This window comes from Pseudarthrobacter humi (assembly GCF_024294965.1).
GTDB lineage: Bacteria > Actinomycetota > Actinomycetes > Actinomycetales > Micrococcaceae > Arthrobacter > Arthrobacter humi.
On record NZ_JANCLV010000003.1, the window covers coordinates 46,477 to 71,396 of the forward strand.

The 24,920-nt window shown below is 65.7% G+C and carries 22 protein-coding genes; 9 read left to right on the forward strand and 13 right to left on the reverse strand.

What is annotated here, in order from left to right; all coding sequences use genetic code 11:
• Positions 1–9: 9 nt before the first annotated feature.
• Complete coding sequence (locus NFC73_RS05540) at positions 10–1,377, reverse strand: acetyl-CoA C-acetyltransferase (protein ID WP_254748343.1); 1,368 nt, start codon at positions 1,375–1,377, stop codon at positions 10–12.
• On the opposite strand from NFC73_RS05540, the gene NFC73_RS05545 reads away from it, so the two are divergent.
• Positions 1,376–2,131: a TetR/AcrR family transcriptional regulator gene (locus NFC73_RS05545; protein ID WP_254748345.1), complete on the forward strand. Its 756-nt coding sequence runs from the start codon at positions 1,376–1,378 to the stop codon at positions 2,129–2,131. The two genes, NFC73_RS05540 and NFC73_RS05545, sit on opposite strands and share 2 nt — an antisense overlap.
• 52 nt (positions 2,132–2,183) lie before the next feature.
• Positions 2,184–4,316 (forward strand): acyl-CoA dehydrogenase family protein, encoded by a 2,133-nt coding sequence (locus NFC73_RS05550; protein ID WP_254748346.1) that lies wholly within the window; start codon positions 2,184–2,186, stop codon positions 4,314–4,316.
• A 135-nt stretch (positions 4,317–4,451) separates the two neighbouring features.
• On the opposite strand, the gene glgA is transcribed toward NFC73_RS05550, so the two are convergent.
• Complete coding sequence (gene glgA, locus NFC73_RS05555; RefSeq protein WP_254748347.1) at positions 4,452–5,675, reverse strand: glycogen synthase; 1,224 nt, start codon at positions 5,673–5,675, stop codon at positions 4,452–4,454.
• Between the two features lie 101 nt (positions 5,676–5,776).
• Here glgA and glgC point away from each other — a divergent pair, with 101 nt between their 5' ends.
• The 3 genes from glgC (at position 5,777) to NFC73_RS05570 (ending at position 9,324) form a co-directional block, all read left to right on the forward strand.
• Positions 5,777–7,186 carry a glucose-1-phosphate adenylyltransferase gene (glgC, locus tag NFC73_RS05560; RefSeq protein WP_254748348.1) on the forward strand — a complete coding sequence of 470 codons (1,410 nt, stop codon included), beginning with the start codon at positions 5,777–5,779 and terminating at the stop codon, positions 7,184–7,186.
• A gap of 83 nt (positions 7,187–7,269) precedes the next feature.
• Positions 7,270–8,721 carry an SDR family NAD(P)-dependent oxidoreductase gene (locus NFC73_RS05565; RefSeq protein WP_254748349.1) on the forward strand — a complete coding sequence of 484 codons (1,452 nt, stop codon included), beginning with the start codon at positions 7,270–7,272 and terminating at the stop codon, positions 8,719–8,721.
• Positions 8,722–8,781: 60 nt separating this feature from the next.
• Entirely contained in the window at positions 8,782–9,324 is a 543-nt protein-coding gene (locus NFC73_RS05570) for a pyridoxamine 5'-phosphate oxidase family protein (protein WP_372494591.1), read from the forward strand.
• Between the two features lie 44 nt (positions 9,325–9,368).
• On the opposite strand, the gene NFC73_RS05575 is transcribed toward NFC73_RS05570, so the two are convergent.
• From NFC73_RS05575 to NFC73_RS05585, 3 genes are all read right to left on the reverse strand, one after another.
• Entirely contained in the window at positions 9,369–10,220 is an 852-nt protein-coding gene (locus NFC73_RS05575; protein ID WP_254748350.1) for a transglutaminase family protein, read from the reverse strand.
• Positions 10,217–11,143: an alpha-E domain-containing protein gene (locus NFC73_RS05580; RefSeq protein ID WP_056339904.1), complete on the reverse strand. Its 927-nt coding sequence runs from the start codon at positions 11,141–11,143 to the stop codon at positions 10,217–10,219. Before NFC73_RS05580 ends, NFC73_RS05575 begins: the two co-directional genes overlap by 4 nt.
• A gap of 75 nt (positions 11,144–11,218) precedes the next feature.
• The gene (locus NFC73_RS05585; protein ID WP_254748351.1) at positions 11,219–12,775 is read right to left on the reverse strand and encodes a circularly permuted type 2 ATP-grasp protein; all 1,557 of its coding nucleotides are present in this window, start codon (positions 12,773–12,775) and stop codon (positions 11,219–11,221) included.
• Positions 12,776–12,945: 170 nt separating this feature from the next.
• Between NFC73_RS05585 and NFC73_RS05590 the strand changes: the two genes are divergently transcribed.
• Positions 12,946–13,962 carry a YeiH family protein gene (locus tag NFC73_RS05590; RefSeq protein ID WP_504967604.1) on the forward strand — a complete coding sequence of 339 codons (1,017 nt, stop codon included), beginning with the start codon at positions 12,946–12,948 and terminating at the stop codon, positions 13,960–13,962.
• 53 nt (positions 13,963–14,015) lie between these two features.
• On the forward strand, positions 14,016–16,634 hold the full coding sequence (gene pepN / locus NFC73_RS05595) for an aminopeptidase N (RefSeq protein WP_254748352.1): 2,619 nt from the start codon (positions 14,016–14,018) through the stop codon (positions 16,632–16,634).
• Between the two features lie 17 nt (positions 16,635–16,651).
• Here pepN and lplAB read toward each other — a convergent pair whose 3' ends face one another.
• The 5 genes from lplAB to NFC73_RS05620 form a co-directional block, all read right to left on the reverse strand.
• Positions 16,652–17,743, reverse strand: a complete 1,092-nt coding sequence (gene lplAB / locus NFC73_RS05600) for a lipoate-protein ligase LplAB (RefSeq protein ID WP_254748353.1) — start codon at positions 17,741–17,743, stop codon at positions 16,652–16,654.
• A gap of 114 nt (positions 17,744–17,857) precedes the next feature.
• Positions 17,858–18,115: a type B 50S ribosomal protein L31 gene (locus tag NFC73_RS05605; RefSeq protein WP_056339888.1), complete on the reverse strand. Its 258-nt coding sequence runs from the start codon at positions 18,113–18,115 to the stop codon at positions 17,858–17,860.
• Positions 18,116–18,237: 122 nt separating this feature from the next.
• Entirely contained in the window at positions 18,238–19,062 is an 825-nt protein-coding gene (locus NFC73_RS05610; RefSeq protein WP_254748354.1) for a TrmH family RNA methyltransferase, read from the reverse strand.
• A gap of 7 nt (positions 19,063–19,069) precedes the next feature.
• Positions 19,070–19,855, reverse strand: coding sequence for a sulfite exporter TauE/SafE family protein (locus NFC73_RS05615; protein WP_254748356.1), 786 nt, complete (start codon positions 19,853–19,855; stop codon positions 19,070–19,072).
• 19 nt (positions 19,856–19,874) lie between these two features.
• Complete coding sequence (locus tag NFC73_RS05620) at positions 19,875–20,660, reverse strand: ABC transporter ATP-binding protein (protein WP_058932497.1); 786 nt, start codon at positions 20,658–20,660, stop codon at positions 19,875–19,877.
• A 167-nt stretch (positions 20,661–20,827) separates the two neighbouring features.
• Here NFC73_RS05620 and serB point away from each other — a divergent pair, with 167 nt between their 5' ends.
• Entirely contained in the window at positions 20,828–21,721 is an 894-nt protein-coding gene (gene serB, locus NFC73_RS05625) for a phosphoserine phosphatase SerB (RefSeq protein WP_254748358.1), read from the forward strand.
• Positions 21,722–21,754: 33 nt separating this feature from the next.
• On the opposite strand, the gene NFC73_RS05630 is transcribed toward serB, so the two are convergent.
• Together NFC73_RS05630 and NFC73_RS05635 are read right to left on the reverse strand one after the other, a co-directional pair.
• The gene (locus NFC73_RS05630; protein ID WP_254748360.1) at positions 21,755–22,600 is read right to left on the reverse strand and encodes a VOC family protein; all 846 of its coding nucleotides are present in this window, start codon (positions 22,598–22,600) and stop codon (positions 21,755–21,757) included.
• Between the two features lie 176 nt (positions 22,601–22,776).
• Positions 22,777–23,529, reverse strand: coding sequence for an SDR family oxidoreductase (locus NFC73_RS05635; RefSeq protein ID WP_254748363.1), 753 nt, complete (start codon positions 23,527–23,529; stop codon positions 22,777–22,779).
• Positions 23,530–23,688: 159 nt separating this feature from the next.
• Here NFC73_RS05635 and NFC73_RS05640 point away from each other — a divergent pair, with 159 nt between their 5' ends.
• A complete protein-coding gene (locus NFC73_RS05640) occupies positions 23,689–24,066 on the forward strand; it encodes a DUF5655 domain-containing protein (protein ID WP_254748365.1) in 378 nt (125 codons plus the stop codon).
• Positions 24,067–24,092: 26 nt separating this feature from the next.
• Here NFC73_RS05640 and fabG read toward each other — a convergent pair whose 3' ends face one another.
• Positions 24,093–24,818, reverse strand: a complete 726-nt coding sequence (gene fabG, locus NFC73_RS05645) for a 3-oxoacyl-ACP reductase FabG (RefSeq protein ID WP_104061453.1) — start codon at positions 24,816–24,818, stop codon at positions 24,093–24,095.
• Positions 24,819–24,920 lie beyond the last annotated feature (102 nt).

Sequence of the window (24,920 nt, forward strand, 5' to 3'; positions counted from 1 at the left end):
CCGGTGCCCCTAGAGTGCTTCGAGTATTGCGACGACGCCCTGGCCGCCGGCGGCGCAGATGGAAATAAGTCCACGCGCAGGCCTTCCCTCGACGGTGCCTTTGGCCTGCAGCATCTTGGCCAGCGAGGCCACGATGCGTCCGCCGGTGGCTGCGAACGGGTGGCCCGCGGCCAGGGAGGAGCCGTTGACGTTCAGCTTGGTGCGGTCGATGCTGCCGAAGGCACCCTCAAGTCCCAGCCGGGTGCGGCAGAACTCATCATCTTCCCAGGCGGCCAGGGTGCTCAGGACAGTCCCGGCGAAGGCTTCGTGGATCTCAAAGAAGTCGAAGTCCTCAAGCGTCAGTCCGTTTCGGGCCAGCAGCCTGGGCACCGCAAATGCGGGAGCCATAAGCAGTCCGTCCCTGCCGTGGACGAAGTCCACGGCAGCAGCTTCACCATCCACGACGGTGGCGAGCTTCGGCAGGTCATGGGCATCAGCCCAGTCTTCGGATGCGAGCAGGACCGTGGAGGCCCCGTCGGTCAGCGGTGTAGAGTTTCCTGCCGTCATGGTGGCCTCGGCGCCGAGGCTCTTCCCGAAGACGGGCTTGAGTGTAGCCAGCTTCTCCAATGTGGTGTCCGCCCTCAGGTTGGAGTCCTTGGCGAGGCCTCGGTATGGCGTCAGGAGGTCATCGAAGAATCCTGCGTCATACGCGGCGGAAAGGTTGCGGTGGCTGTGGAAAGCCAACTCATCCTGCGCCTCGCGCGAGATGTTCCATTGCGCGGTGGTCAGCGCCTGGTGCTCGCCCATGGACAGGCCGGTGCGTGGCTCCCCCGTACTCGGGGCATCGGGGGCCAGGTCCTTGGGCCGCAGGCGGCTGAGTACCTGCAGGCGCTGGGGCAGGGTCTTGGCGCGGTTGAGGTCCAGGAGTATCTCCCGGAGGCCTTCACTGACAGCAATGGGGGCATCCGACGCCGAGTCGACACCACCGGCGATAGCGGAATCGATCTGCCCCAGTTTGATCTTGTTAGCCAGGCCCAGAACCGTTTCGAGGCCGGTGGCGCATGCCTGCTGCAGGTCGTAGGCGGGGGTTTCCGCCGACAACGCCGAACCCAGGACTGCCTCGCGGGTGAGGTTGAAGTCGCGGGAGTGCTTGAGTACGGCCCCTGCCGCAACCTCGCCGATCCGCTCATCCTGGAGGCCAAACCTGGCGATAAGACCGTCCAGTGCGGCAGTGAGCATGTCCTGGTTGGATGACTTCGTGTAGGCCCCGCCGGACCGGGCAAACGGGATCCGGTTACCACCCACAATTACGGCCCGGCGGACTGGACGCGCGGCGCCGGAAGTCGTGGGGTTGGCGAATTCGTGGGGTCCGGTGCCGGACGGTCCATTGACGGACATGGGTGACTCCTCTGATCTGCGACGGTTACCGATACCCAGCGTACCTGATACGCTGAGTATCGTGAACAACCTCCACACAGAAGTCCCGACGCCGGCTGCCGGCGCAATTGCCGACGGCCGTTCGGCCCGCTGGCAGACCCACCGGGAGGAACGGCGCCGGGAACTCATCAAGTCCGCACGCCGCGCGGTCCACGCGTTGGGCAGCGATGCCTCCATGGAGGAGATTGCAGCCGCCGCTGGCACCTCAAAGTCGGTCTTCTACCGCTATTTCGGCGATAAGGCAGGACTTCAGCACGCCGTCGGGGAAGTTGTCCTGGGCCAGATGCAGCGCAAGATCCGCGAAGCGGCGCAGGGTGCCCAGACTCCTCGGGAAGGGCTGCTGGCCATGATTTCTGCCTATCTCCAGATGGCGGAAACCAGCCCCAATGTCTACAGTTTCGTCACGCGCTATGCGCCCCTGGATGCGGACAGCCACCAGGGAGCGGCGGCCATTTCGGGAGCCCTTGGCCACTTCTTCGATTCCATCGCGGAGATGATCGCCGCGCCAATGCGGACCCACCTCGGCGAAGGCAAGGAAGCTGTGATCGGCTATTGGCCCACGGCGGCCATCGGCCTGGTCCGAAATGCCGGTGAGCAATGGCTCAGCACGCCGGCGTCGGCGGCGAAGCCGGACCAGGAAGCAATGGCCCGCCAGATCACGGCCTGGTTATGCGTGGGGATCGCCCCCGAGCTTGGCCCCGCCAGCGCTGCATGATTCCGCCTAAGAACCTCGTACCCTCCTGTCAGAACCAACGAAGGACATTGACATGACCGAAGTAGTGGACCGTCCCACCGGCCCGGACGCGGCCGTAACAAATACAGCTGCCGCGGGCCCAGCGCTCACCAGCCCCAGCGCCAACTTCAGCTCGGCTGTGCAGCCCGCCGTCGACGTTGCCGCCCTCGGCGAGCAACTCCTGGGCAAGTGGGCGGACTCCCGTCGCCAATCCCGCGCGCTGGCCAGTGACCCTGCGCTGCACAAAATTGAAGGACTGACGCACACCGAACACCGGACGCGAACCTTCGGCCAGTTGAAGTACCTCGTGGACAACAGCGCCGTACACCGGGCCTTCCCGTCGGCGCTGGGCGGGTCCGATGACCACGGCGGCAACATCGCGGCGTTCGAGGAACTGGTCACCGCCGACCCGTCCCTGCAGATTAAGGCTGGTGTCCAGTGGGGCCTCTTCGGCTCGGCCGTGATGCACCTGGGTACGCAGCAGCACCACACGAACTGGCTGCCAGGCATCATGAGCCTGGAGATCCCCGGCTGCTTCGCCATGACGGAGACCGGTCACGGTTCCGATGTGGCCAGCATCGCCACCACCGCGACCTACGACGTAAAAACCCAGGAATTTGTGGTCCACACACCGTTCCGCGCTGCGTGGAAGGACTATATCGGCAATGCAGCCATCGACGGCCTCGGCGCCGTTGTTTTCGCCCAGCTCGTGACAAATGGGGTCAACCATGGCGTGCATGCCTTCTACGTTGACCTCCGGGACCCCCAGACCAAGGAGTTCATGCCCGGGATCGGTGGGGAGGACGACGGAGTCAAGGGTGGCCTCAACGGAATCGACAACGGCCGGCTTCACTTCGACAACGTCCGCATCCCCCGCACGAACCTGCTGAACCGCTATGGCGATGTGGCACCTGACGGGACCTACACGTCGTCCATTGCCAGCCCCGGCCGCCGCTTTTTCACCATGCTGGGAACCCTCGTCCAGGGCCGCGTGTCATTGGACGGCGCGGCCGTGGCGGCGTCGAAGATCGCCCTGACGGCAGCCATCCGCTACGCCACCGAACGGCGCCAGTTCAACGCGTCGTCGCACACTGACGAAGAGGTCCTCCTGGACTACCAGCGCCACCAGCGGCGCCTGTTTACCCGGCTGGCCACGACGTATGCCGCGGGCTTCGCGCACGAGCAGCTCCTGCAGAAATTCGACGACGTCTTTTCCGGCGCCCATGATACCGACGAGGACAGGCAGGACTTGGAAACCCTCGCCGCAGCCCTGAAGCCGCTGAGCACCTGGCATGCCCTTGACACGCTGCAGGAATGCCGCGAGGCGTGCGGCGGCGCCGGCTTCCTGATCGAAAACCGCTTCGCCTCCCTCCGTGCGGACCTGGACGTCTATGCCACGTTTGAGGGCGATAACACGGTGCTGCTCCAGCTTGTGGCCAAGCGCCTCCTGGCCGACTACGCCAAGGAGTTCAGGAATGTCGATTTTGGCGTCCTGGCCCGCTACGTGGTGGCCCAGGCAACGGGCGTGGCGATCCATCGCACCGGACTGCGGCAGGTGGCACAGATTGTCGCCGATACCGGATCAGTCCAGAAGGCTGCCATTGCGCTCCGGGACGAGGAAGGCCAGCGCGCCCTCCTGACGGACCGGGTACAGACCATGGTGGCCGACGTCGGGTCGGCCCTGAAGGGCGCCAACAAACTGCCCGTCGAAAAGGGCGCGGCCCTCTTCAACCAGCACCAGAACGAGCTGATCGATGCTGCGCAGGCCCACGCGGAGCTCCTGCAATGGGAGGCGTTCACGGCGGCCCTGGAAGATGTCACGGACCCCGGCACCAAGCGGGTCCTGACGTGGCTGCGCGACCTGTTCGGCCTGTCGCTGATCGAAAAGAACCTGTCGTGGTACCTGATGAACGGCAGGCTCTCCATGCAGCGGGCACGCACGGTGGGTGATTACATCAACCGGCTCCTGGTCAAGATCAGGCCCCATGCCCTGGACCTGGTGGACGCCTTCGGGTACGGCGACGAGCACGTGCGCGCAGCGATCGCCACCGGTGCCGAGAAGACCCGGCAGGACGAGGCCCGTGCGTACGTCAGGACGCAGCGGGCCAGCGGCAACTCACCTGTCGACGAAAAAGTGCTGCTGGCGCGCCCGGCTACCTCCCGATAAAGCAACGCGAGGTCACTTCAAGTCACTCCGAGGCCCCGGAACGGGCACTTTGTGACCCCGCGTTGGATCAGGCGTTATGGCCGAACGACGGCGCCGGTCCCCTCGGTGGGGGCGGCGCCGTCGTCCGCTGTTTAGTCACTGGTGCTGCTGTTCCTGCCGTCCGTCAGGAAGCACTGAGCGGTAGACCTCGAGGGTGGTCTCGGTGATGGAGTCCCAGGAGAAGTGCTCCTCCGCGCGGCGGCGGCCGGCCTGGCCCATGGCACGTGCCCGGTCGGGATCGGACACCACCTCGGTCAGGGCGGCGGCAAATTCCGTCACGAACTTCTCGGGATCAAGGGGCGTTCCGGTACCGTCGGTGACCTGCTCCAGGTCCACCAACAGGCCCGTCTCGCCATGCTGGACGACCTCGGGAATGCCGCCCGTAGCGCTGGCTACCACGGCAGCACCGCAGGCCATCGCCTCGAGGTTGACGATGCCCAGCGGTTCATAGATGGACGGGCAGGCGAACGCTGTGGCGTGGCTGAGGACCTGGATGAGTTCGTTCCGCGGCAGCATCCGTTCGATCAGGACGACGCCGGTCCGCTGGCTCTGCAGCTCCTCGATCAGGCGTGCAGTTTCTGCGGCGAGCTCGGGGGTATCCGCCGCCCCAAGGCACAGCACGAGCTGCACATCGGCCGGAAGCTTCGCGGCGGCACGCAGGAGGTACGGCACGCCCTTCTGGCGCGTGTTGCGGCCGACAAACACCACGCTCGGCTTATCCGGATCAATGCCCAGGGCGCGGACGGCGTCCTGGTTTTCGTCGCGCTGCCACAGTTCGACGTCGATGCCGTTGTGGACCACCCTGACTTTGTCAGGGTCAACGTTTGGGTAGCTGCGGAGGATGTCCTGGCGCATGCCTTCCGAAACGGCGATGATCGCTGCCGCCGCCTCGTAGGCAGTTTTCTCGACCCAGGAGGACAACGCGTAGCCGCCGCCAAGCTGCTCGGCCTTCCACGGCCTCAGGGGCTCCAGGCTGTGGGCGCTTAGTACGTGCGGGATGCCGTGGAGCAGGGACGCCAGATGGCCGGCCATGTTCGCATACCAGGTGTGCGAATGGACCAGGTCGGCACCTGCCACGTCCGGCACGATCCGCAGGTCCACCCCGAGCGTCTGGACGGCGGCGTTGGCCGAGCCCAGGTCTTCGGGAACGGAATAGGAGGTCACCCCTGCACCGTGGTAATCGGCGTCGCGGGGTGCACCGAAGGCACGAACCTGCAGGTCAACATGCTTACTAAGCACCCTGCTCAATTCGGCCACGTGGACTCCGGCGCCTCCGTAGATCTCGGGCGGGAACTCTTTAGTCACAATGTCTATTCGCACGTTACCCAAGGTAGTCCTTCCGCACTATCTGTTCTAGTGTGAAGGAGTCCGGGCATGCCGGACTGTTTGGGGAGTTACGAAGGCGTACAGGAGCTACTACCATGCCGTTGAATAAAAGAGTCCTGGCCATTGTCCTCGCGGGCGGCGAGGGAAACAGGCTAATGCCACTGACGGCAGACCGGGCGAAACCTGCAGTGCCGTTTGCCGGCAGTTACCGGCTGATCGACTTTGCGCTGTCCAACCTGGTGAATTCACGCTACCTGCAGATCGTGGTCCTGACCCAGTACAAGTCCCACAGCCTGGACCGCCACATTTCCGAGACCTGGCGGATGTCCACGCAGCTGGGCAATTATGTGGCGTCCGTGCCGGCGCAGCAGCGCGTCGGCAAGAGCTGGTTCCTCGGCAGCGCCAACGCCATCTACCAGTCCCTGAACCTGATCCATGACGCCAACCCGGACATCGTCGTTGTGGTTGGTGCGGACCACGTGTACCGCATGGACTTCGCCCAGATGGTGGAGCAGCATGTGCGGAGCGGCGCCAAGGCCACTGTGGCCGCCGTGCGCCAGCCGTTGAGCATGGCCAACCAGTTCGGTGTGATCGAGGTGGACCAGGAGGACCCGCAGAAGATCGCCGCATTTGTGGAAAAGCCCGCCACAACTCCCGGCCTGGCCGCTGATCCCACCCAGTTCCTGGCTTCCATGGGCAACTACGTTTTCGACGCCGACGCGCTGGTCGATGCCCTTCACGTGGACGCCGAACGGCTCGACACCAAGCACGACATGGGCGGGGACATCATCCCCTACTTCGTCAGCCAGGGTGAGGCCGGAGTCTACGACTTCACCCTCAACGACATCCCCGGTTCCACCGAACGCGACCGGACGTACTGGCGCGACGTCGGCACCATTGATTCGTTCTACGATGCCCACATCGACCTCATCTCGCCGTTGCCAGTGTTCAACCTCTACAACTCTGAATGGCCCATTTACACGCGCCAGAGCATCTCCCCGCCGGCCAAGTTCGTCCGCGGACAAAACGACACCGTGGGCACCGCCCTGGACTCCATCGTGTCCAGCGGCGTGGTCATCTCCGGCGGCGTGGTGGAGGGATCCGTCCTGTCCAACGACGTCTTTGTGGGGAACGGCAGCAGGGTCATCGATTCGGTCCTGATGGACAAGGTGAACATCGGCGAAGGCGCCGTGGTTAACCGGGCCATCCTGGACAAAAACGTGAAGGTTCCGGCCGGCGCCGCGATCGGCCTGGACCACGACCTGGACCGTGCCCGCGGTTTCAAGGTAACCGACTCCGGCATCACCGTCCTCGCCAAGGGCCAGCAGGTGCCGGAGCCCGGGGACGCTGAACGTGCGCTGGCCGCCAAGAACCTCCACCTGGTGCCGGATGCCGTCAAGGCGGCCACGGCCAACTACCCCGAACTCCGCGAATCAGTCGAACAGGTTGCTGCGGTCCACGCGGAAACAGCAGCCCAGGCCGCCCAGGGCGGCCACCGCGCCTAAGCGAAGGACAGGAAGGCCTGGCCGGACCGCGGACTCCGCGGCACGGTCAGGCCGGATCTTCCCCAGGCTGTAAAATCGGTACAATGAGCTCCCCCGATCTGACGCCTGAGGAAATCCAGGCCTGCCTCAAGGTTTTGAACACCATCCACGTCTACGACGAGGAACACCCTGACTATGTCTCGGTGCGCCGTGCCACCGGGAAGATGTTCAAGGCCGTGAAGCGTCACCGCCGCGTGACCAAGCGGGACCTGATCTCCGAAGCCGACCGGGCCGTCATCGCCCAGACCGCCACGGCGGCACCGGACCGGATCGACGACGAGACCCGCGGCAACAAGCTGGAGACCTCGGCGACGGGCAAGGTGGCCGGGCACCTGATCCGCTCCCGCCCCTGCTATATCTGTAAGAAGCACTACACGCAGGTGGACGCCTTTTATCATCAGCTTTGCCCGGAATGCGCCGCCTTCAGCCACAGCAAGCGGGATGCCCGCGCCGATCTGACAGGCCGTCGTGCGCTGCTCACGGGTGGGCGGGCCAAAATCGGCATGTATATCGCGCTGCGCCTGCTTCGGGATGGCGCACACACCACGATCACCACCAGGTTCCCCAAAGACGCCGCACGCCGTTTTGCGGCCATGGAAGACAGCAGCGAGTGGCTGCACCGGCTCCGGATCGTGGGCATCGACCTGCGCGACCCGTCACAGGTGATGGCCCTGACAGATTCGCTCAACGCCGCGGGCCCCCTGGACATCATCATCAACAACGCCGCCCAAACGGTGCGCCGATCCGGCAACGCCTACAAACCCCTGGTGGACGCCGAGGACGAGCCGCTGCCGGCCGCGCTGGAGCCCGCCAACGGCGGACCGGAACTGGTGACCTTCGGCCACGCCCACGACAAACACCCCCTCGCCCTGGCGAGCAGTGTCACGGATCACCCGGTGCTGGCCGGCGACGCCATCACTTCGCTGGCGCTCTCCACCGGCTCGGCCTCGCTGGAGCGGATCGCCTCCGGAACAGCGATCGACGCCGGCGGGCTCGTCCCGGACCTGGCTGACATCAACAGCTGGACCCAGGTGGTGGACGAGGTTGACCCCCTGGAAATGCTGGAAGTCCAGCTCTGCAACGTCACGGCCCCGTTCCTGCTGGTCAGCAGGCTCCGGGACGCCATGAAACGCTCCACGGCGCACCGGAAGTACATCGTCAACGTCTCCGCCATGGAAGGCCAGTTCTCCCGCGCCTACAAGGGCCCCGGGCATCCGCACACCAACATGGCCAAGGCAGCCCTGAACATGATGACCCGCACCAGCGCCCAGGAAATGCTGGACGCCGACGGGATCCTGATGACCGCGGTGGACACCGGCTGGATCACTGACGAACGGCCGCACTTCACCAAGGTCCGCCTCATGGAGGAGGGCTTCCACGCGCCCCTGGACCTGGTGGACGGCGCCGCCCGCGTCTACGATCCGATCGTGATGGGCGAAAACGGCGAGGACCAGTACGGGGTCTTCCTCAAGGACTACAAGCCCAGCCCCTGGTAGGCCGGACACTGTCCTGAACAGGGTGTTGGGCGTAGGCTCGGCGGCATGAGCAGCGAGCCAATGTCCGGTGAACTACGGTCCGGTGACCCAGCGTCCAACGAGTCAACGTCCAACACGTCAACGTCCCGAGCGTCCAACTCCGGCGAGTCAACGTCCCAGGTTCAGAACCTGGAACACCACGAATGCTGGGCCCTGTTGCGGACGGTTTCGGTAGGCCGGCTGGCCGTCGTGGTGGACGGCCAGCCTGATATCTTCCCGATCAACTACACGGTGGACGGCGGAACATTAGTGTTCCGCACCGGCGCCGGAACCAAGCTGGCCGCCGCCTTGGGAGGTGCCGCTGTGGCGTTGGAGGCTGACGGCGTGGATGCCGTCAGTGGCGTGGCCTGGAGCGTTGTGGTCAAGGGACCGGCAAAGGTCATCACAGGAACCGAAGGCATCCTGGACTCCGCAGCCCTTTACCTCTTCCCATGGCAGGCCGGGAAGAAAGACACATTTGTCCGGGTGAGCCCGGGAACCGTGACCGGGCGCCGGTTCAAAGTCACCGCACCCATGACCTGGTGGACCCAGCTCAGCGGAGCGGCCAAGGCAGCCCCGGAGTAGTCCTGGGCCGGACCCTGGGCAGGACGTGGAAACGCCCCGAGCGCCTACGCGAGGCGGGTGATTTCCACGCTCACGCTGAGCGCCGAGCCTCCACCGCCGGACAGGATGCCCTTCAGCGGTGGTACGTCCCGGTAGTCCCGGCCTCTGGCAACTGTGACGTGGTAGTCCCCTGCCGGTTTGTGGTTCGTGGGATCCCAGCTGCGCCACTCGCCGTCCCAGAACTCCAGCCACGCATGTGACTGGCCGGCGACTGTCTCGCCGATGGCCGCCGTCGACCGCGGGTGCAGATATCCGGAGACGTACCGGGCGGGAATGCCGCAGCTGCGCAGCGCGCCGATGGCAAGGTGCGCGAGGTCCTGGCAGACGCCCTGCCGCTGGCCCCACGCTTCCTCGGCGTTGGTGGTGACCGCGGTGGAACCGGACATGTAGGTCATCTCGCCGCGCATCCACTCGAAGATGGCCATGGCGGCCTCGTGCGGGTTCTTGCCTTCGACCACGCCTGGAATGATGCCCAGTACCTCGTCACCGGGACCGCTCAGCTGGGACTGCGGCAGCCAGTCGCTGAACATATTCAACGATTCCTTCGACGCCAGGACGTCCCAGCCGGCGATGTCTGCGTCGGCCGGGATTTTTTCTGTCCGGTGCACTTCAACGGTGATGTTGGAAACGACCTCCAGGTGGTCGTGCGGCATCTGCATGTCGAAGGCGGTGACCCGCGTGCCCCAGTAGTCCCGGTAGTTGCTCACGGCCGCCTGCGTCGGCGAGACCTTGAGCACGGATTCAAGGACCACCTGCTGGGGGTCGGTCAGCGGCGTCATGCGGGCCTCGTTGTACGAGAGCGTCACGCGCTTGTTGTACTTGTAGGCCGTGGTGTGGATGATGCTCAGCCGGGTCATGAAACTTCTCCCACCCAGGCGAGTTCGTCTGCCTGATTGAAGTACTTACGGGAAATGGCGTCCGAGGCCTGCGAGACGGCCTTCTGCACGCGCTCCATGTGCTCGGGCAGTTCGGACATCAGATCGTCCGTCCGGTGGAACTCGAGGAACGTGCGGGCCTGGCCCACGATCCTGCGGGCGTCGTTGATGAAGCCCACGCGCTGTGCCGAAGGGTCCAGCTTCGCGAGGCACTCATCGGCGTCACGCAGGGCATAGACGATGGACCGCGGGAACAGCCGGTCGAGCAGGAGGAACTCGGCGGCGTGCTGGTCCCCGAAGGCGGCCCGACGGGTCCGCAGGAACGACTCATAGGCTCCCGCGCAGCGCAGCATATTGACCCACGACATGCCGGCAGAGAGGACATCCCGGGTGGAGAGCATACGCGCGGTCATGTCGGCGCGTTCCAGGGAGCGGCCCAGCACTAGGAACAGCCAGCTTTCGTCATGGCTCACGGTGGTGTCGGCCAGGCCGCTGACCATGGCGGTCCGTTCCAGCGTCCAGTTGCAGAAGCGGTACGTCCCCACCACGTCCTTGCGGTGCTGGCTCAGCCCGTAGTAGGTGGTGTTGAGGCTTTCCCAGAGGCCTGAGGACACGGTCTCGCGGGCGCGGCGGGCATTCTCGCGGGCGGCGCCCAGCGACCCGGCGATGGACGTTGCGCTGGTCTTGTCGTAGGCCAGCGCGTGGAGGAGCTCGGGCAGGCCGAAGTCTTCGCTCTGCGGCCTGGCGCCCATGACTGCGAGCAGCTCCTGGGCCACCCTGCGGCGTTCGTCCATGGGGAGGTGGTTCAGGCGTTCCAGGTGCACGTCCAGGATGCGGGCGGTGCCGTCGGCCCGCTCCACGTAGCGTCCGATCCAAAATAGGGACTCAGCAATACGGCTAAGCATTCGCGGTGACCTCCTGCGCGTCCGAAATCTGTGGGGATGACCCCGTGAACAATTGTGCCGGTTCGATGGCCCGGCTCACTGCTGCTGCTCCGACTGGCGGTCGCGCCAGTTGCTCTCCACTGGCCAGACGGATACCCGCTCGCGGATCGAAATGGTGGGCCGGGGAACAGTTTCCACCGGCACCTGGGGTGAGTCTGCCAGCACCCAGGTGTCTTTGGAACCGCCGCCCTGGCTGGAGTTCACAATGAGGGAGCCTTCCTTGAGTGCCACCCTGGTGAGTCCGCCGGGGAGTACCCACACGTCGTCGCCGTCGTTGACAGCGAAGGGGCGCAGGTCCACGTGCCGCGGGCCGAACTTGTCCCCGCCCAGTGTGGGCACCGTGGAAAGCTGCAGCACTGGCTGGGCGATCCAGCCCCGCGGGTCAGCCACGACCCGCTTGCGCAGGGCCTCGAGTTCATCGTTGGAGGCGTCCGGCCCGATGACCAGGCCTTTGCCGCCGGAGCCGTCCACGGGCTTCACCACAAGCTCAGCCAGGTTGTCCAAGACGTATTCCCGGGCGTCTTTCTCCTCCAGCCGGAACGTGTCCACGTTCGCGATGACGGGCTCCTCGCTGAGGTAGTAACGGATGAGGTCCGGAACGTAGCTGTAGACAAGCTTGTCGTCTGCCACGCCGTTGCCCACGGCGTTGGCGATGGTCACGCCGCCCGCCCGGGCGGCGTTGACCAGCCCAGGGCAGCCAAGCATGGAATCGGAGCGGAACTGCAGCGGGTCCAGGAATTCGTCGTCGATCCGTTTGTAGATCACGTCCACGCGCTGCTCACCGGCCGTGGTGCGCATGTAGACGCGGTTGCCGCGGCAGATGAGGTCGCGGCCCTCAACGAGCTCCACGCCCATCAGGCCGGCCAGCAGGGTGTGTTCAAAGTAGGCGCTGTTGAAGACGCCGGGCGTCAGCACCACTACCGTGGGATCGTCGACGCCGGCGGGTGCCGTTTTGCGCAGGGCGGACAGCAGCCGTCGGGGATACTCTTCGACCGGCCGGATGAGCTGCTGGCCAAACGCTTCGGGCAGGCCCTTGGCCATGGCCCGCCGGTTTTCCAGCACGTAGCTGACGCCGGACGGCACCCGCACATTGTCCTCCAGGACGCGGAACGTGCCCGCTGCATCGCGTACCACGTCGATCCCGGAAATGTGGACGCGGACCCCGCCGGCCGGCTCGAAGCCGTGCACCTGGCGGTGGAAGTGGGCGCTGGTGGTGACGAGCCGGCGCGGGATGACGCCGTCTGCCACCACGTTCATCTTGTCGTAGACGTCGTTCAGGAAGGCTTCCAGGGCCCGGACTCGCTGTGCCACGCCCTTTTCCAGCACGGTCCACTCATCGGCGGGGATAACGCGCGGGACGATGTCGAGCGGAAACGGCCGCTCCTCCCCCGCGAAGTCAAAGGTGACACCGCGGTCCAGGAAGGTCCGTGCCATGGAGTCAGCCCGGGCGCTGACGTCAGCGAGGGAGAGCTTGCTCAGGGCATCGGCCACCTGGCCGTATGACTCGCGTGCTTCCTGGCCGGGGGCGAACATCTCGTCATAGGCGCCGGTACGTTCGGCGGCCTCGGAGTAATCCTGAAATAGGTCTGACATGTCCTTTAGCCAACCATCTTTTTGTTTCGAATTCATTACTGCCATCCATTGTGGCGTGTTGCCGGGGCAATGCCGGTTCGTTGGATCCGTGTCCTATCCGGCAAGGTTAGTGAGTGCCAGAGACAAGTAATCCCGGGAGCTTCGGAGACGGCGGGAAGAGCCGCAGCGGACTGCGCGCCAGGCTTCGTGGACTGAAGATACGTTCGGGCAGGTTCCTGCCCGGCCTCTTGACAGCCACCCCCGCCCTTGCCGTTGCCTTCGCCGTACATGCCATGGTGCCGACACTGCCGGCCATGACCATCGCGGTGGCGCTGGGCCTGCTCGCTGCGAACCTGCCCGGCACGGCGGTATGGATCGCCGGACGGGCGCGTCCGGGCCTGGACTTCGCGGGCAAGCACCTGATGCGGGGCGGCATCGTCCTGCTGGGCCTCAAAGTGAGCATCATGGACATCCTGGGCCTCGGCTGGCTGGCCATGGTCCTGATAACGGGCGTGGTGCTGCTGAGTTTCGGCGGCACCTACCTGCTGGTCCGGCTGTTCCGGCTGCCGCGCGAGACCGCGCTGCTGGTGGCGACCGGCTTTTCGATCTGCGGGGCGTCCGCCATCGGTGCCATGGCGGCCGTGCGGCGGATCCGCCATGCGGATACTGTCCTGCCGGTGGCGCTGGTGACACTGTGCGGCACGCTGGCGATCGGCATCCTGCCGCTGCTGATGCATCCCCTGCAGTTGAGCCCCCTCGCTTTCGGAGCCTGGACGGGTGCGTCGGTGCACGACGTCGGCCAGGTGGTGGCCACGGCGCAGACCGCCGGCACCGCAGCACTGGGCATCGCCGTCGTCGTTAAGCTCACGCGAGTGCTGCTCTTGGCACCGGTGGTGGCCGTGGCGGGCGTGCACCACCGCATGAACACGTCAGGACAGCATGCGCTGCCGCCGCTGGTGCCGCTGTTCGTGGTGGGGTTTGTGGCCATGGTGGCGCTTCGGTCCACGGAATGGCTCTCGGACGGCTGGCTCGACGCCGGTGCGGGGCTGCAGGACATTCTCCTGGGAGCGGCGCTCTTCGGGCTCGGGTCCGCCGTGCGGATCCGCACGCTCCTGCACACCGGAGCAAGGGCGCTGCTCGCGGCGCTGGCGGCCTGGCTGCTGATCGCACTGCTGGGCCTGGCAGCGGCCCTGCTGATGACCGCCTAGGCTAGCGGCCGGATGGTGACCGGCAGGCCCGGGTCCCGTGATTAGATAGCTGAGTGTCACATGAGAATCTGCAGCGCGATGAAGCCGCTCAACGGTCAGCCCTGATCAGCACCCACAGTTACGACGTCTCCCTGGATGTGCGGCAGGCAGCGGACCCGGATGTGGCGGGCTACATCAGCCGCAGCGTTATCCACTTCTCCGCCGCCGTGCCGGGCCAGGGGCAGGAGGCGGTATCAACATTTCTGGATTTCATCGCCGGTGAGGTCCACAGTGTGTTCCTCAACGGCCAGGCGCTGCCCGTAGCCGACGTTGTGGACGGCTCCCGGATCCGCCTGGACAACCTGCAGGCTGAGAACCAGGTCACCGTCACCGGCACCGCCCTCTACAGCCGGTCCGGCGAGGGCATGCACCGTTTTGTGGATCCCGCCGACGGCCAGTGCTACCTCTACACGCAGTATGAGCCCGCCGACGCCCGGCGAGTGTTCGCGAACTTCGAACAGCCTGACCTCAAGGCCGAGTACACATTCCACGTGATGGCACCGTCCGGCTGGGAGGTGGCCTCCAACGGCGTGGAAGTGGCCCGGACGCAGCTGACCAGCGATCCGGCCACCAGCCGCTGGGACTTCGCCACCACAAGCCCCATGTCCACCTACATCACCACAGTGCTCGCCGGGCCGTACTTCAAAGCCCAGGACCACTGGAGCGCCACGCTCGACGACGGCACGCAGCTGGAGGTTCCGCTGGCGCTGTACTGCCGGGCTTCCATGGCGGAATCGTTCGATGCCGCGGAGCTCTTCCGCCTGACCAAAAACGGGCTGGACTTCTTCAACCGGCTTTTCGATTTTCCCTACCCCTGGGGAAAATACGATCAGGCCTTCGTTCCGGAATACAACCTGGGCGCGATGGAAAACCCGGGGCTGGTCACGTTCACCGAAAGCTACGTGTTCACCTCCCGCGCCACCGACGCGCAGTACCAGGCCCGGGCGAACACGCTGATGCACGAGATGGCGCACATGTGGTTCGGCGACCTGGTCACGATGCAGTGGTGGGACGACCTGTGGCTGAAGGAGTCCTTCGCGGACTACATGGGCACGCTCGGCGTGGACCGTGCCACGGACTGGGCCACAGCCTGGGTGAACTTCGCCAACAAGCGCAAGGCGTGGGCCTACGTCCAGGACCAGCTGCCCACCACCCACCCGATCGTTGCCGACATCCCTGACCTTGAGGCCGCCAAGCAGAATTTTGACGGCATCACCTACGCCAAGGGTGCGTCCGTACTCAAGCAGCTAGTGGCGTACGTCGGGTTCGATGCTTTCATCGCCGGCTCACGGCAGTACTTCCGCGATCACGCCTACGGAAACACCACCCTGGCGGACCTGCTGAAGGCACTTAGCGCCGCTTCCGGCCGCGACCTTGCCGGCTGGGCTGCCGCCTGGCTGCAGACCTCCGGCATCTCCACGCTGTCGCTGGAGACGGATGCGCACGACGGCGTCCTCGGCGCCGTAACGATCGTCCAGGCTGCGGTGGACCCCGTTACCGGACGGGAGGAACCGAGGCCGCACCGGCTGCGCGTGGGGTCGTACAACTTCGATGCCAACGGCGCCCTGGTCCGCACCGGGAGTATCGAAACGGACGTTGCCGGAGCGCGGACAGAGGTCCCGGAGTTGGCCGTGCAGCCGCGGCCCGCCCTCCTGCTCGTCAACGATGATGACCTGACCTACGCAAAAGTCCGGCTGGACCCGGTGTCCGAGGAAACAGTTTTGGCATCCCTGGACCGCATCACCGATCCGATGGCCCGCGCCCTCTGCTGGACCGCGTTGTGGAACTCCGCCCGCGACGCCGAAAGCCCGGCCTCCCGCTACGTTGAGGCCGTGACGTCGTTCGGCCCGTTCGAAACGGGAGTCGGCGTGCTGCTGAACATCCTCGAGAACGCCGCCACCGCCGTCGAACGCTACACCCCCCTGGCCCAGCGCGACGCGGTGCGCGGCGCCTTCCTGGCCGCGGCTGACGCACAGCTGGGTAAGGCAGCGCCGGGCTCGGACCACCAGCTGGCCTGGGCGCGGACGCTCGCCGCCGTCAGCCGTCATGACGCTGCCCTCCTCCCCCGGCTCGGGGGCCTTCTGGACGGCACGGCGGTAGTGGACGGCCTGGCCGTGGACGCCGAGCTGCGCTGGAGCCTCTGGCACGCCCTGGCGGCCAACGGGCAGGCAACCCCCGAAGAGCTGGACGCAGAACTCGAACGCGACACCACCGCTTCGGGCCGGGCTGGCCACGCCACAGCCCTCGCCGCCCGTCCGGAGCCCGGTGTGAAGGCCGCCGCATGGCACTCTGCCGTGGAGGGGACGGAGCTGTCGAACCAGCTGCTCAGCGCCACCATCGTTGGATTTGCCACTGCTCCCGCTGCCCTGCTGGAACCCTATGTGGAGCCGTACTTCGAGTGCCTCCGCGGTGTCTGGGACAACAGGAGCATTGAAATCGCCAGCCGGATCGTCCGGGGGCTCTATCCCCTGGCGCAGGATCTGCCAGCGGGGGCCTTGCCTGCTGAGCACGCCGTGGTGCTCCGCACGGACGCCTGGTTGACGGCCAACTCCGATGCGCCCCGGGCGCTGCGCCGGATCATTGTGGAGCAGCGGAGCCACCTTCTGAGGGCGCTCAACGCACAGGCTGTGTAGATCTCCGGCGAGGGCCCTTACGGGACCCGGTGCAGCCAATCCTCGGCGCCGAACTTGGTGGTCACCCGGTCCCGGGCGGCGTTGAGTTCGGCGTTCGTGAGTTCCGACGGTGTGGCGGCGTAGCGTTCGGTGAATACTTCCGTCATGGCCGCGATGATCTCCGTGCGGGCCAGCCCGGACTGCCGGCGCAGCGGATCAACCCGCTTCTTGGCGCTGCGGGTCCCCTTGTCCGAGAGCTTCTCCTTGCCGATGCGCAGCACCTCGACCATCTTGTCGGCGTCGATGTCGTAGCTCATGGTGACGTGGTGCAGCATGCCCCCGTTGGCCAGGCGCTTCTGCGCGGCGCCGCCGATCTTGCCCTGGTCCGTGGCGATGTCGTTCAGGGGCACGTAAAACGCGGTCACCCCGATTTTCTCGAGGGCGGCCATCACCCACGCGTCGAGGAACGTGTAGGAGTCCGCGAAGCTGATCCCGTCCACGAGCGTCTGCGGCAGGTACAGGGAGTACGTGATGCAGTTGCCGGCCTCCATAAACATGGCGCCGCCGCCGCTGATCCGGCGGACCACCGTGATGCCGTGCCGGGCAACGCCGTCGGGATCCAGCTCGTTCCTGAAGGACTGGAAGCTGCCGATCACCACGGATGGTTCTTCCCAGTCCCAGAACCGCAGGGTGGGGTTGCGACGGCCGGCGCCCACCTCTTCGGTGAGCACCTCGTCCAGGGCGACGTTGATATGAGTGGGCAGCACGGTGGGAGCGATGATGTTCCAGTGGTGGTCAGTCCAGGACGTGGCCTTCGCCAACGAGCGGCGAACGGTGACGGCCACGGCGTCGGCAGAAAAGCCGAACAGGACAGCGCCGGGCGGCAGCGAAGCGGTGACGGCCGCGGACAGCTCCGCCGCCGTCGTGCTTTCCGGAAGTCCTGTCAGCGCCCGGTTGATGGCAGGCAGCGCCTCGTCGGGTTCGAGGAAAAAGTCGCCGCTGAGGGAGACATCAGCGAGGACACCGTCCACAACGTCGAAATCCGCCACCACAAGTTTGCCGCCGGGGACTTTGTACTCACCGTGGTGGCTGCGGGGGCGGTCTTCGGCGGCAAACGGCGAGGCAGTCATGACATCCATCCTGCCCCACGATCAGGGCTCCCCGAAACGACAAAACCCCGGACGCAAAAAGCCCGCACCGTTGCCGGTGCGGGCTTTCCAAAGAACCTTGGGGGGTGAAGTGAATTACTTCGCGCCGCCGAAGCCCTTGAAGCGAGCGTTGAAGCGCTCGACGCGGCCTGCAGAGTCCATGATGCGCTGCTTGCCCGTGTAGAACGGGTGGGACTCGGAGGAGATTTCGACGTCGATAACCGGGTAGGTGTTTCCGTCTTCCCACTCGATGGTCTTCTTGGAAGACACGGTGGACTTGGTCAGGAACTTGACGCCGGAAGCCAGGTCGTTGAAAACAACAGCTTCGTACTTCGGGTGGATATCAGACTTCATAATGGGGCCTTTGTTCGCACAACTGGATTTTGCCAGCTGCCAGGTATGAATGGGATGGCTGGTGCCTGCTTCACTGCCGCAAGGCAGAAAGCGCAGGACAGCCAGCTGTTAATAATAGCTGATCAGCGCGGACCCTGCGAACCGCGGGGCCGGAGTTCCCAGAACGCCACGGCGGAGGCCGCCGCCACGTTGAGGGAGTCCACACCGGCGCGCATGGGGATCTTCACGGCGAGGTCGACGGCGGCAAGCGTCTCGGCGCTCATGCCGGCACCTTCGGTGCCGAGCACCAGGGCCAGCCGGTCCGGATTGCGTGCGGCAAGCGCATCCACGTCCACGGCGTCCCCCGTGAGTTCCAACGCGGCCACGGTGAAGCCGGCTTCCTTGAGCAGCAACAGGTCGTGCGGCCAGGACTCCAGCCGCGCCCAGGGTACCTGGAAGACCGTTCCCATGCTGACCCGGACGCTGCGGCGGTAGAGCGGATCGCCGCAGCGCGGAGAAATCAGGACGGCATCGATGTCCAGGGCCGCGGCCGACCGGAAGATGGCACCCACGTTGGTGTGGTCCACGATGTCCTCCAGGACCGCGACCCGGCGCGCACCTGCCAGCAAGTCGCGGAGGGGTACCGGTTCCGGCCGTTGCATGGCTGCCATGGCGCCGCGGTGGAGGTGGAACCCGGTGATCTCCTCGAGCAGGGCGGCGCTGCCGATAAAGGCGGGAACGTCGGGGTGGGCACTGAGGACATCCTGCAGGTCAGCCAGCCATTTCTCCGCCAGGAAGAACGACCTTGGCCGGTGGCCGGCCGCCAACGCCCGGCGGAGGACCCGTGAGGATTCGGCGATGTACATTCCCTCGGCCGGTTCACGGAGCTTCCGCAGGTGGACGTCCGTCAGCTGCGTGTAGTCGGAGACGCGGGGATCTCCGGCCGATTCGAGGTAGTGGATTGTCACCGGCTGATTATTTCATCAGGTTGGCGATCATAAAGCCCAGCGCCATCAGGCCGAGCGCAAAGATGACAGTCCGCAGCACGGCCGGGGACAGCCGCCGTCCCACCTTGGAGCCCAGGAGGCCGCCGATCGTGGAGCTCACGGCAATCAGGAGCACCACCAGCCAGTTGATCCGGTCAAACGCGAAGAGCAGGTAGGACACCGCGGCCACGAGGTTCACGCCGAGGACCAGGATGTTCTTCATGGCATTGGCGTTCTGGATGGTGCCGGTGAGGAACACGCCCAGGATGCCGACCAGGAGGATGCCCTGGGCGGCCACGAAGTAGCCCCCGTAGACGCCGGCCAGGTACACCAGCACGATCAGGAGGATGCCGTGGCGTTTGTCCTTGATGGCGTGCTCGGGGTTTTCCTCGCGGTTGCGGACCCAGGCCTGCAGCCGCGGCTGGAACACCACCATCAGCAGGGCAAGGACCAGGAGGACCGGTGCGACGTAGTGGAAGACCTTCTCCGGCAGGTGCAGCAGCAGCCAGGCTCCGGTGATGCCGCCCAGCAGCGACGCAGGGAGGAGCTTCAGCAGCTGCAGGCCGCGGCCCTTGAGCTCGCGGCGGTAGCCCCACGCGCCCGCTGCGGTGCCGGCCACAAGGCCCATCGCGTTGCTCATGGAAGCGACCACCGGAGTGACGCCGAGGGCGATCAGGACCGGGAAGGTGACCAGGGTGCCGGAGCCTACAACGGCGTTGATGGTGCCGGCCCACAGGCCGGCGAAAAACACAAAGATGCTGCTGGGAAGATCCACGGTTGGCGGCGCCCGTGGCCTAGCGGCGGGCGGTGGCGGTGTAGCGGCCGGCGTTGACGGTGACGTCGAGTTCCACGCCGAAGGTCTTGCTGAGGTGCTCGGCCGTGAGCACACCCTCGAGGGGTCCGGCCGCCACCACGTTGGATTCCCGGAGCAACATCGCGTGGGTGAAGCCAGGCGGCACTTCTTCGAGGTGGTGGGTGACCAGGACAATGGCCGGAGCGGCGTCATCACGAGCCAGTTCGGTGAGGCGGTGCACCAGGTCCTCGCGCCCACCCAGGTCCAGGCCGGCGGCAGGTTCGTCGAGCAGGAGGAGTTCCGGGTCAGTCATCAGGGCACGGGCAATCTGGACGCGCTTGCGCTCACCCTCGGACAGGGACGCGAAAGCCCTGTTCAGGAACGGCCCCATGCCCCAGTCATTCAGCAGCCTGAAAGCCCGGCGTTCGTCAGCCCTCTCATAGCCCTCACGCCACCGCCCCGTCACGCCGTACGCCGCGGTGACAACAACATTGAGGACCGTTTCGTGCCCGGGAATCTGGTTGGCCAGTGCGGCGGAGGACAGGCCGATGCGGGGCCGGAGTTCAAACACGTCCACGGAGCCGAGGATTTCCTCTAAGACGCCGGCTATGCCGCTGGTGGGGTGAAGGCGGGCTGCAGCAATCTGCAGGAGAGTGGTCTTGCCTGCGCCGTTGGGTCCCAGGATGACCCAGCGCTCGCCCTCCTTGACCTGCCAGTCCACCTTGTTCAGGAGCGTCTTAGACCCACGGACAACGCTGACGGCGGCCAATTCAAGAACATCACTCATAGGAGTAGACACTAGGACAAAACAGGGACGGACTGATAACTGAAACGTGGACAGCGACGCTTGTCACAGTCCCGGCCATGGCCTGTTTGCTGGCTGGCCCACGGGTTCGCCATCAACGTGGCGCCATCAATTCGGGCGGCTCTCCCCCGCTGGCTAAGATTGCAGCCATGACTTCGAACGTGACTGCGGTCAGCTATGGCCCAAAACTGACTGCCTCCGGGCTCGACAAGCTGCGCTCCGCCCTGACGGGCAGTGGCGCCACGCTCCAATCCGAATCACGGGGCGGGGACAGCCGGTTTGAGGTCCACACTGCCGAGGTCGCCGTCGCGGATGGCACGGACGCCGGCATTTCGGCCCTCCGCCGGGCGGTGGCCGAGGCGGCGCACGATGGCCTGGACACCGCCATCGTTCCCTCCGGCCTGCGGGCGGCTCCGCGGAAGCTGTTGATCATGGACGTTGATTCGACGCTGATCCAGCAGGAAGTCATCGAGCTCCTGGCGGCCTATGCGGGCAAGCGGGAGGAGGTGGCGGCAGTCACCGAAGCGGCGATGCGCGGTGAACTGGACTTCGCGCAGAGCCTCCACGCGCGGGTGGCCGTGCTCGCAGGGCTGCCGGCCGCCGTCGTCGATTCCGTCCGGGCGGAAGTGAAGCTGAGCGAAGGTGCCGCTGAGCTCGTTGCGGCGTTCAAAGCCGCAGGCCATGTGGTGGCCGTGGTGTCCGGCGGGTTCAACCAGATCCTGCGTCCGATCGCGCAGGATCTTGGCCTGGACTACTGGATCGCCAACGAGCTCGAAATTGTGGACGGCGCCCTGACCGGCAAGGTGCTCGGTGCCGTGATTGACCGTGCTGCTAAGGAAAAGTACCTGCGCGAGTGGGCGGCCGCAGAAGGAATCGCGATGGAACACACCATTGCCGTGGGCGACGGCGCCAACGACCTGGACATGCTCGGGGCCGCCGGGATGGGCGTGGCGTTCAATGCCAAGCCTGCGGTCCGGGCAGTTGCGGACTCTGCGATCAACATGCCGTACCTCGACGCCGTGCGCCACATCGCGGGCGTCTGAGCCGCAGGCTCCGCTCCGGCTCGTTTAATCCGCTCAGCCCGACGGCGGCGTGAACTGGCTCGCGGTGAATACGGCTCCGCCGGGATCCCGGATCAGGACGGTGCGCGTCCAGTCGGTATCGTCCTGCCCCAGGAGGACGGCGCCGAGGCGCACCGCATCCTCGGCCGTACGGTCCCGGTCCTCGACGGTAAAAGTCACGTGCCACTGCGGACGCTCACCCGGCGCCGTGGAGGCAAGCCAGGCAACAGCGTCCTCGAAGCCGCGGGGCACGAGGTCGCCCGACTGCCGAGCCCTGATGTTGGGATCCACGGTGGCCTCAAGGTGATCACCGTATCCGGGGCGGCGGATCATGATTCCAAAGTCCAGGTGGTCGAACTGCCAGCCGAAGGCCTTCGTGTAGAAGGCGACTGCTGCCTCGGTGTCTGTGGTGTGGAGATCACTGAAGTTCCATCCGCCGGGAAGGTTGACGGCCTGGGCACCGAGCCGCCCGCGGGCCTGCCAGATGCGGAACTCGGCGCCTTCGGGATCCGCCAGCACGGCCTGCACGCCTCCTGAGCCCGCATCGGCAGGGGCCGATTTCAGTGTTGCGCCGACGGAGAGCAGGTGGCGCGCGGCAGCGTCCGCGTCGTCGACGGAGATGTAGGTGTTCCACGTGGCGGCACCGGTTCCGGGGCCCGTGATGGCGCCGGCCTCCTGGCCGTCAAGGGTGGCGATGACGTACCTGCCGGTGCCGCCGGACGGGGCGGTGTCCTCGAATTCCCACCCGAAGATTCCGCCGTAGAAGTGTATGGCGGCCTCCACGTCGGGCTGCTGGGTGTCCACCCAACAGGGAACACCTGCCGGATAGCTACGGCCTGTCACCTCTGGTTGCTGTGCCATCCATAAACCCTAGGCGGCGTAGCTCGCGTCGACAACGCCCCTCGATATTGCCCCAGACAGACAGACTGGGCTTCGCGACAGACAAAAGCTCCGGGCAGGAGTACTGCCCGGAGCTCGTCGTGGTGATGGGGTTTTTGGCGCGGGCAACTACTGCCCTTGCGGTATGCCCGGAACGGCTACTCGGCGCCCTTGCCGAAGTAGTCGGAGCCGCCGGCGTATTCCGTGTGGCCGGATTCGACGTCCGCGGTCGCCATGCCGGCCACAACTTCAGCGAACTCCTCCACGGAATAGAGCTTTCCGGCCTCGGCGCGTCGGGCTTCGATGGCGCCCGGGTTCGAGCGGTCCAGCAGCGTCGCCGTGACGGTGCCTTCGATCATGTCGCCGGACACAACCACCAGCGAAATGCCCTTCTCAGCCAGGTTCGGAAGGAGCTCACGCAGGGCGTCCTCGCCGGCACGCTTGCTGCGGGCCACGGGCTCGTATTCGGGCATGGTGGGCACGGAGTTGATGAAGTGGGCCTGGTGACTGGTCACGAAGACCACGCGTGAGCCTTCCTTCATCAGGGGAACGGCGGCGTTGAGCATGTTGACCTGGGCGTCGCGGTTCAGCTTCAGGGCGTAGTCGTCTGCCATGCCGGACTCCATGCCGCCGGAAGCGTTGAGCACCAGGACGTCCAGCGAACCGAAGTTCTCCATGGCAGCGCTGGCCAGGGCCTGCACGCCTTCCTGGGTGGTGAGATCCGCGCCCACTGCGGTGGCGCGGCCGCCGGCAGCTTCAATTCCTGCGACCACCTTGTTGGCCCGCGGCGCCTTCTGGCGGTAATTAACTACGACGGCGGCGCCCTCGGCAGCGAGGTTCTTGGCCACTTCTGCGCCGATTCCCCGTGAGGATCCGGTCACAATGGCGGTTTTGTTGTCCAGCAGTCCCATATGGGCTCCTTTGTTTGAAACGTCTAAATCGCTTGAGGTCTGAAGTCCATCATGCCAGCGCCTCCGCTACATTCACTTGTGTGACCCCCACAAAGAAGGCAGTTCACCCTAGTTCCGCAGAGCCTCCCGGCAGTGTTCCGCCCGGCGTAAGCTCCCCCTATGACGGGCAGCGCAGGCACTCCATCCACACCGGAGGAGGTCTTCAGGCATTCCCCCGCCGGACTTCAACTCTGCGAGGCAGTCCACAACGCCATTATGACCGCCATGCCGGCGACCGGCCGCACCACAAGCAGCCAGGTGGCATTCCGGAACCGGCGCGGCTTTGCATACGTCTGGAATCCCCGCCGGCACCTCAGCACTGGGGTGCCGGCGGTTCTCTCGATCGGACTCTCCCGGCGAATTGACTCGCCCAGGTTCAAGGAAGTGAATCATCCGTCCCGCGGCGTTTGGATGCATCACCTGGAACTGAACACCGCTGGGGACGTCGACGCCGAGGTCATCGCCTGGCTGCGGGAAGCGTTCGACGACGCCGAGTGACGGGCTCGTGTGTCAGTGTTCTGTGGTCAGTGGCCCATGCCAAGGCCGCCGTCAACGGGAATGACGGCGCCTGAAATGTAGGCCGCCTCGTCACTGGAGATCCAGCGGACCACGTTCGCCACTTCCGTTGCCTCGGCAAACCGGCCGGCAGGAATGCTGGAAAGGTAGCCCTTCTGCGTGGCTTCGGGCAGTTCTGCCGTCATGTCCGTGTTGATGAATCCGGGAGCCACAACGTTTGCCGTGATCCCGCGCGAACCGAGCTCTCGGGTCAGGGACCGGGCAATGCCCACCAGACCGGCCTTGGAGGCCGAGTAGTTGATCTGTCCCGGCGCGCCATAGAGGCCGGAGACCGAGGAAATGAGGACGACGCGGCCCTTGCGCATCCGGATCATGCCCTTCGAAGCGCGCTTGATGACGCGGAAAGCGCCGGTGAGGTTGGTGTCGATCACGGACGTGAAGTCATCTTCACTCATGCGCATCAGGAGCGTGTCCTTGGTGATTCCCGCGTTTGCCACCAGGACCTCAACGGGACCGTGGGCAGCTTCCACCTCGGCGAAGGCAGCATCCACAGAGGCCTCGTCAGTCACATCGGCCTTCACGCCCAGAATCCCGGCCGGCAGCTCCGACGCGCTCCGGTAAGTCACGGCCACCTTGTCGCCGTTGGCCACAAAAGCCTGCGCGATGGCCAGGCCGATGCCGCGGTTTCCACCGGTGATCAGGACGCTGCGGGCCGCTGTAGCTGCTTCAGACATAAAACGCTCCGGGATTCTGCGGCATGTGCAGCCGCGGTTGTAAGGGGGTGTGATTTTGCTGCCTCCGATCTTAGCCCGCGTTTGGGCGCCACTGACGATGGT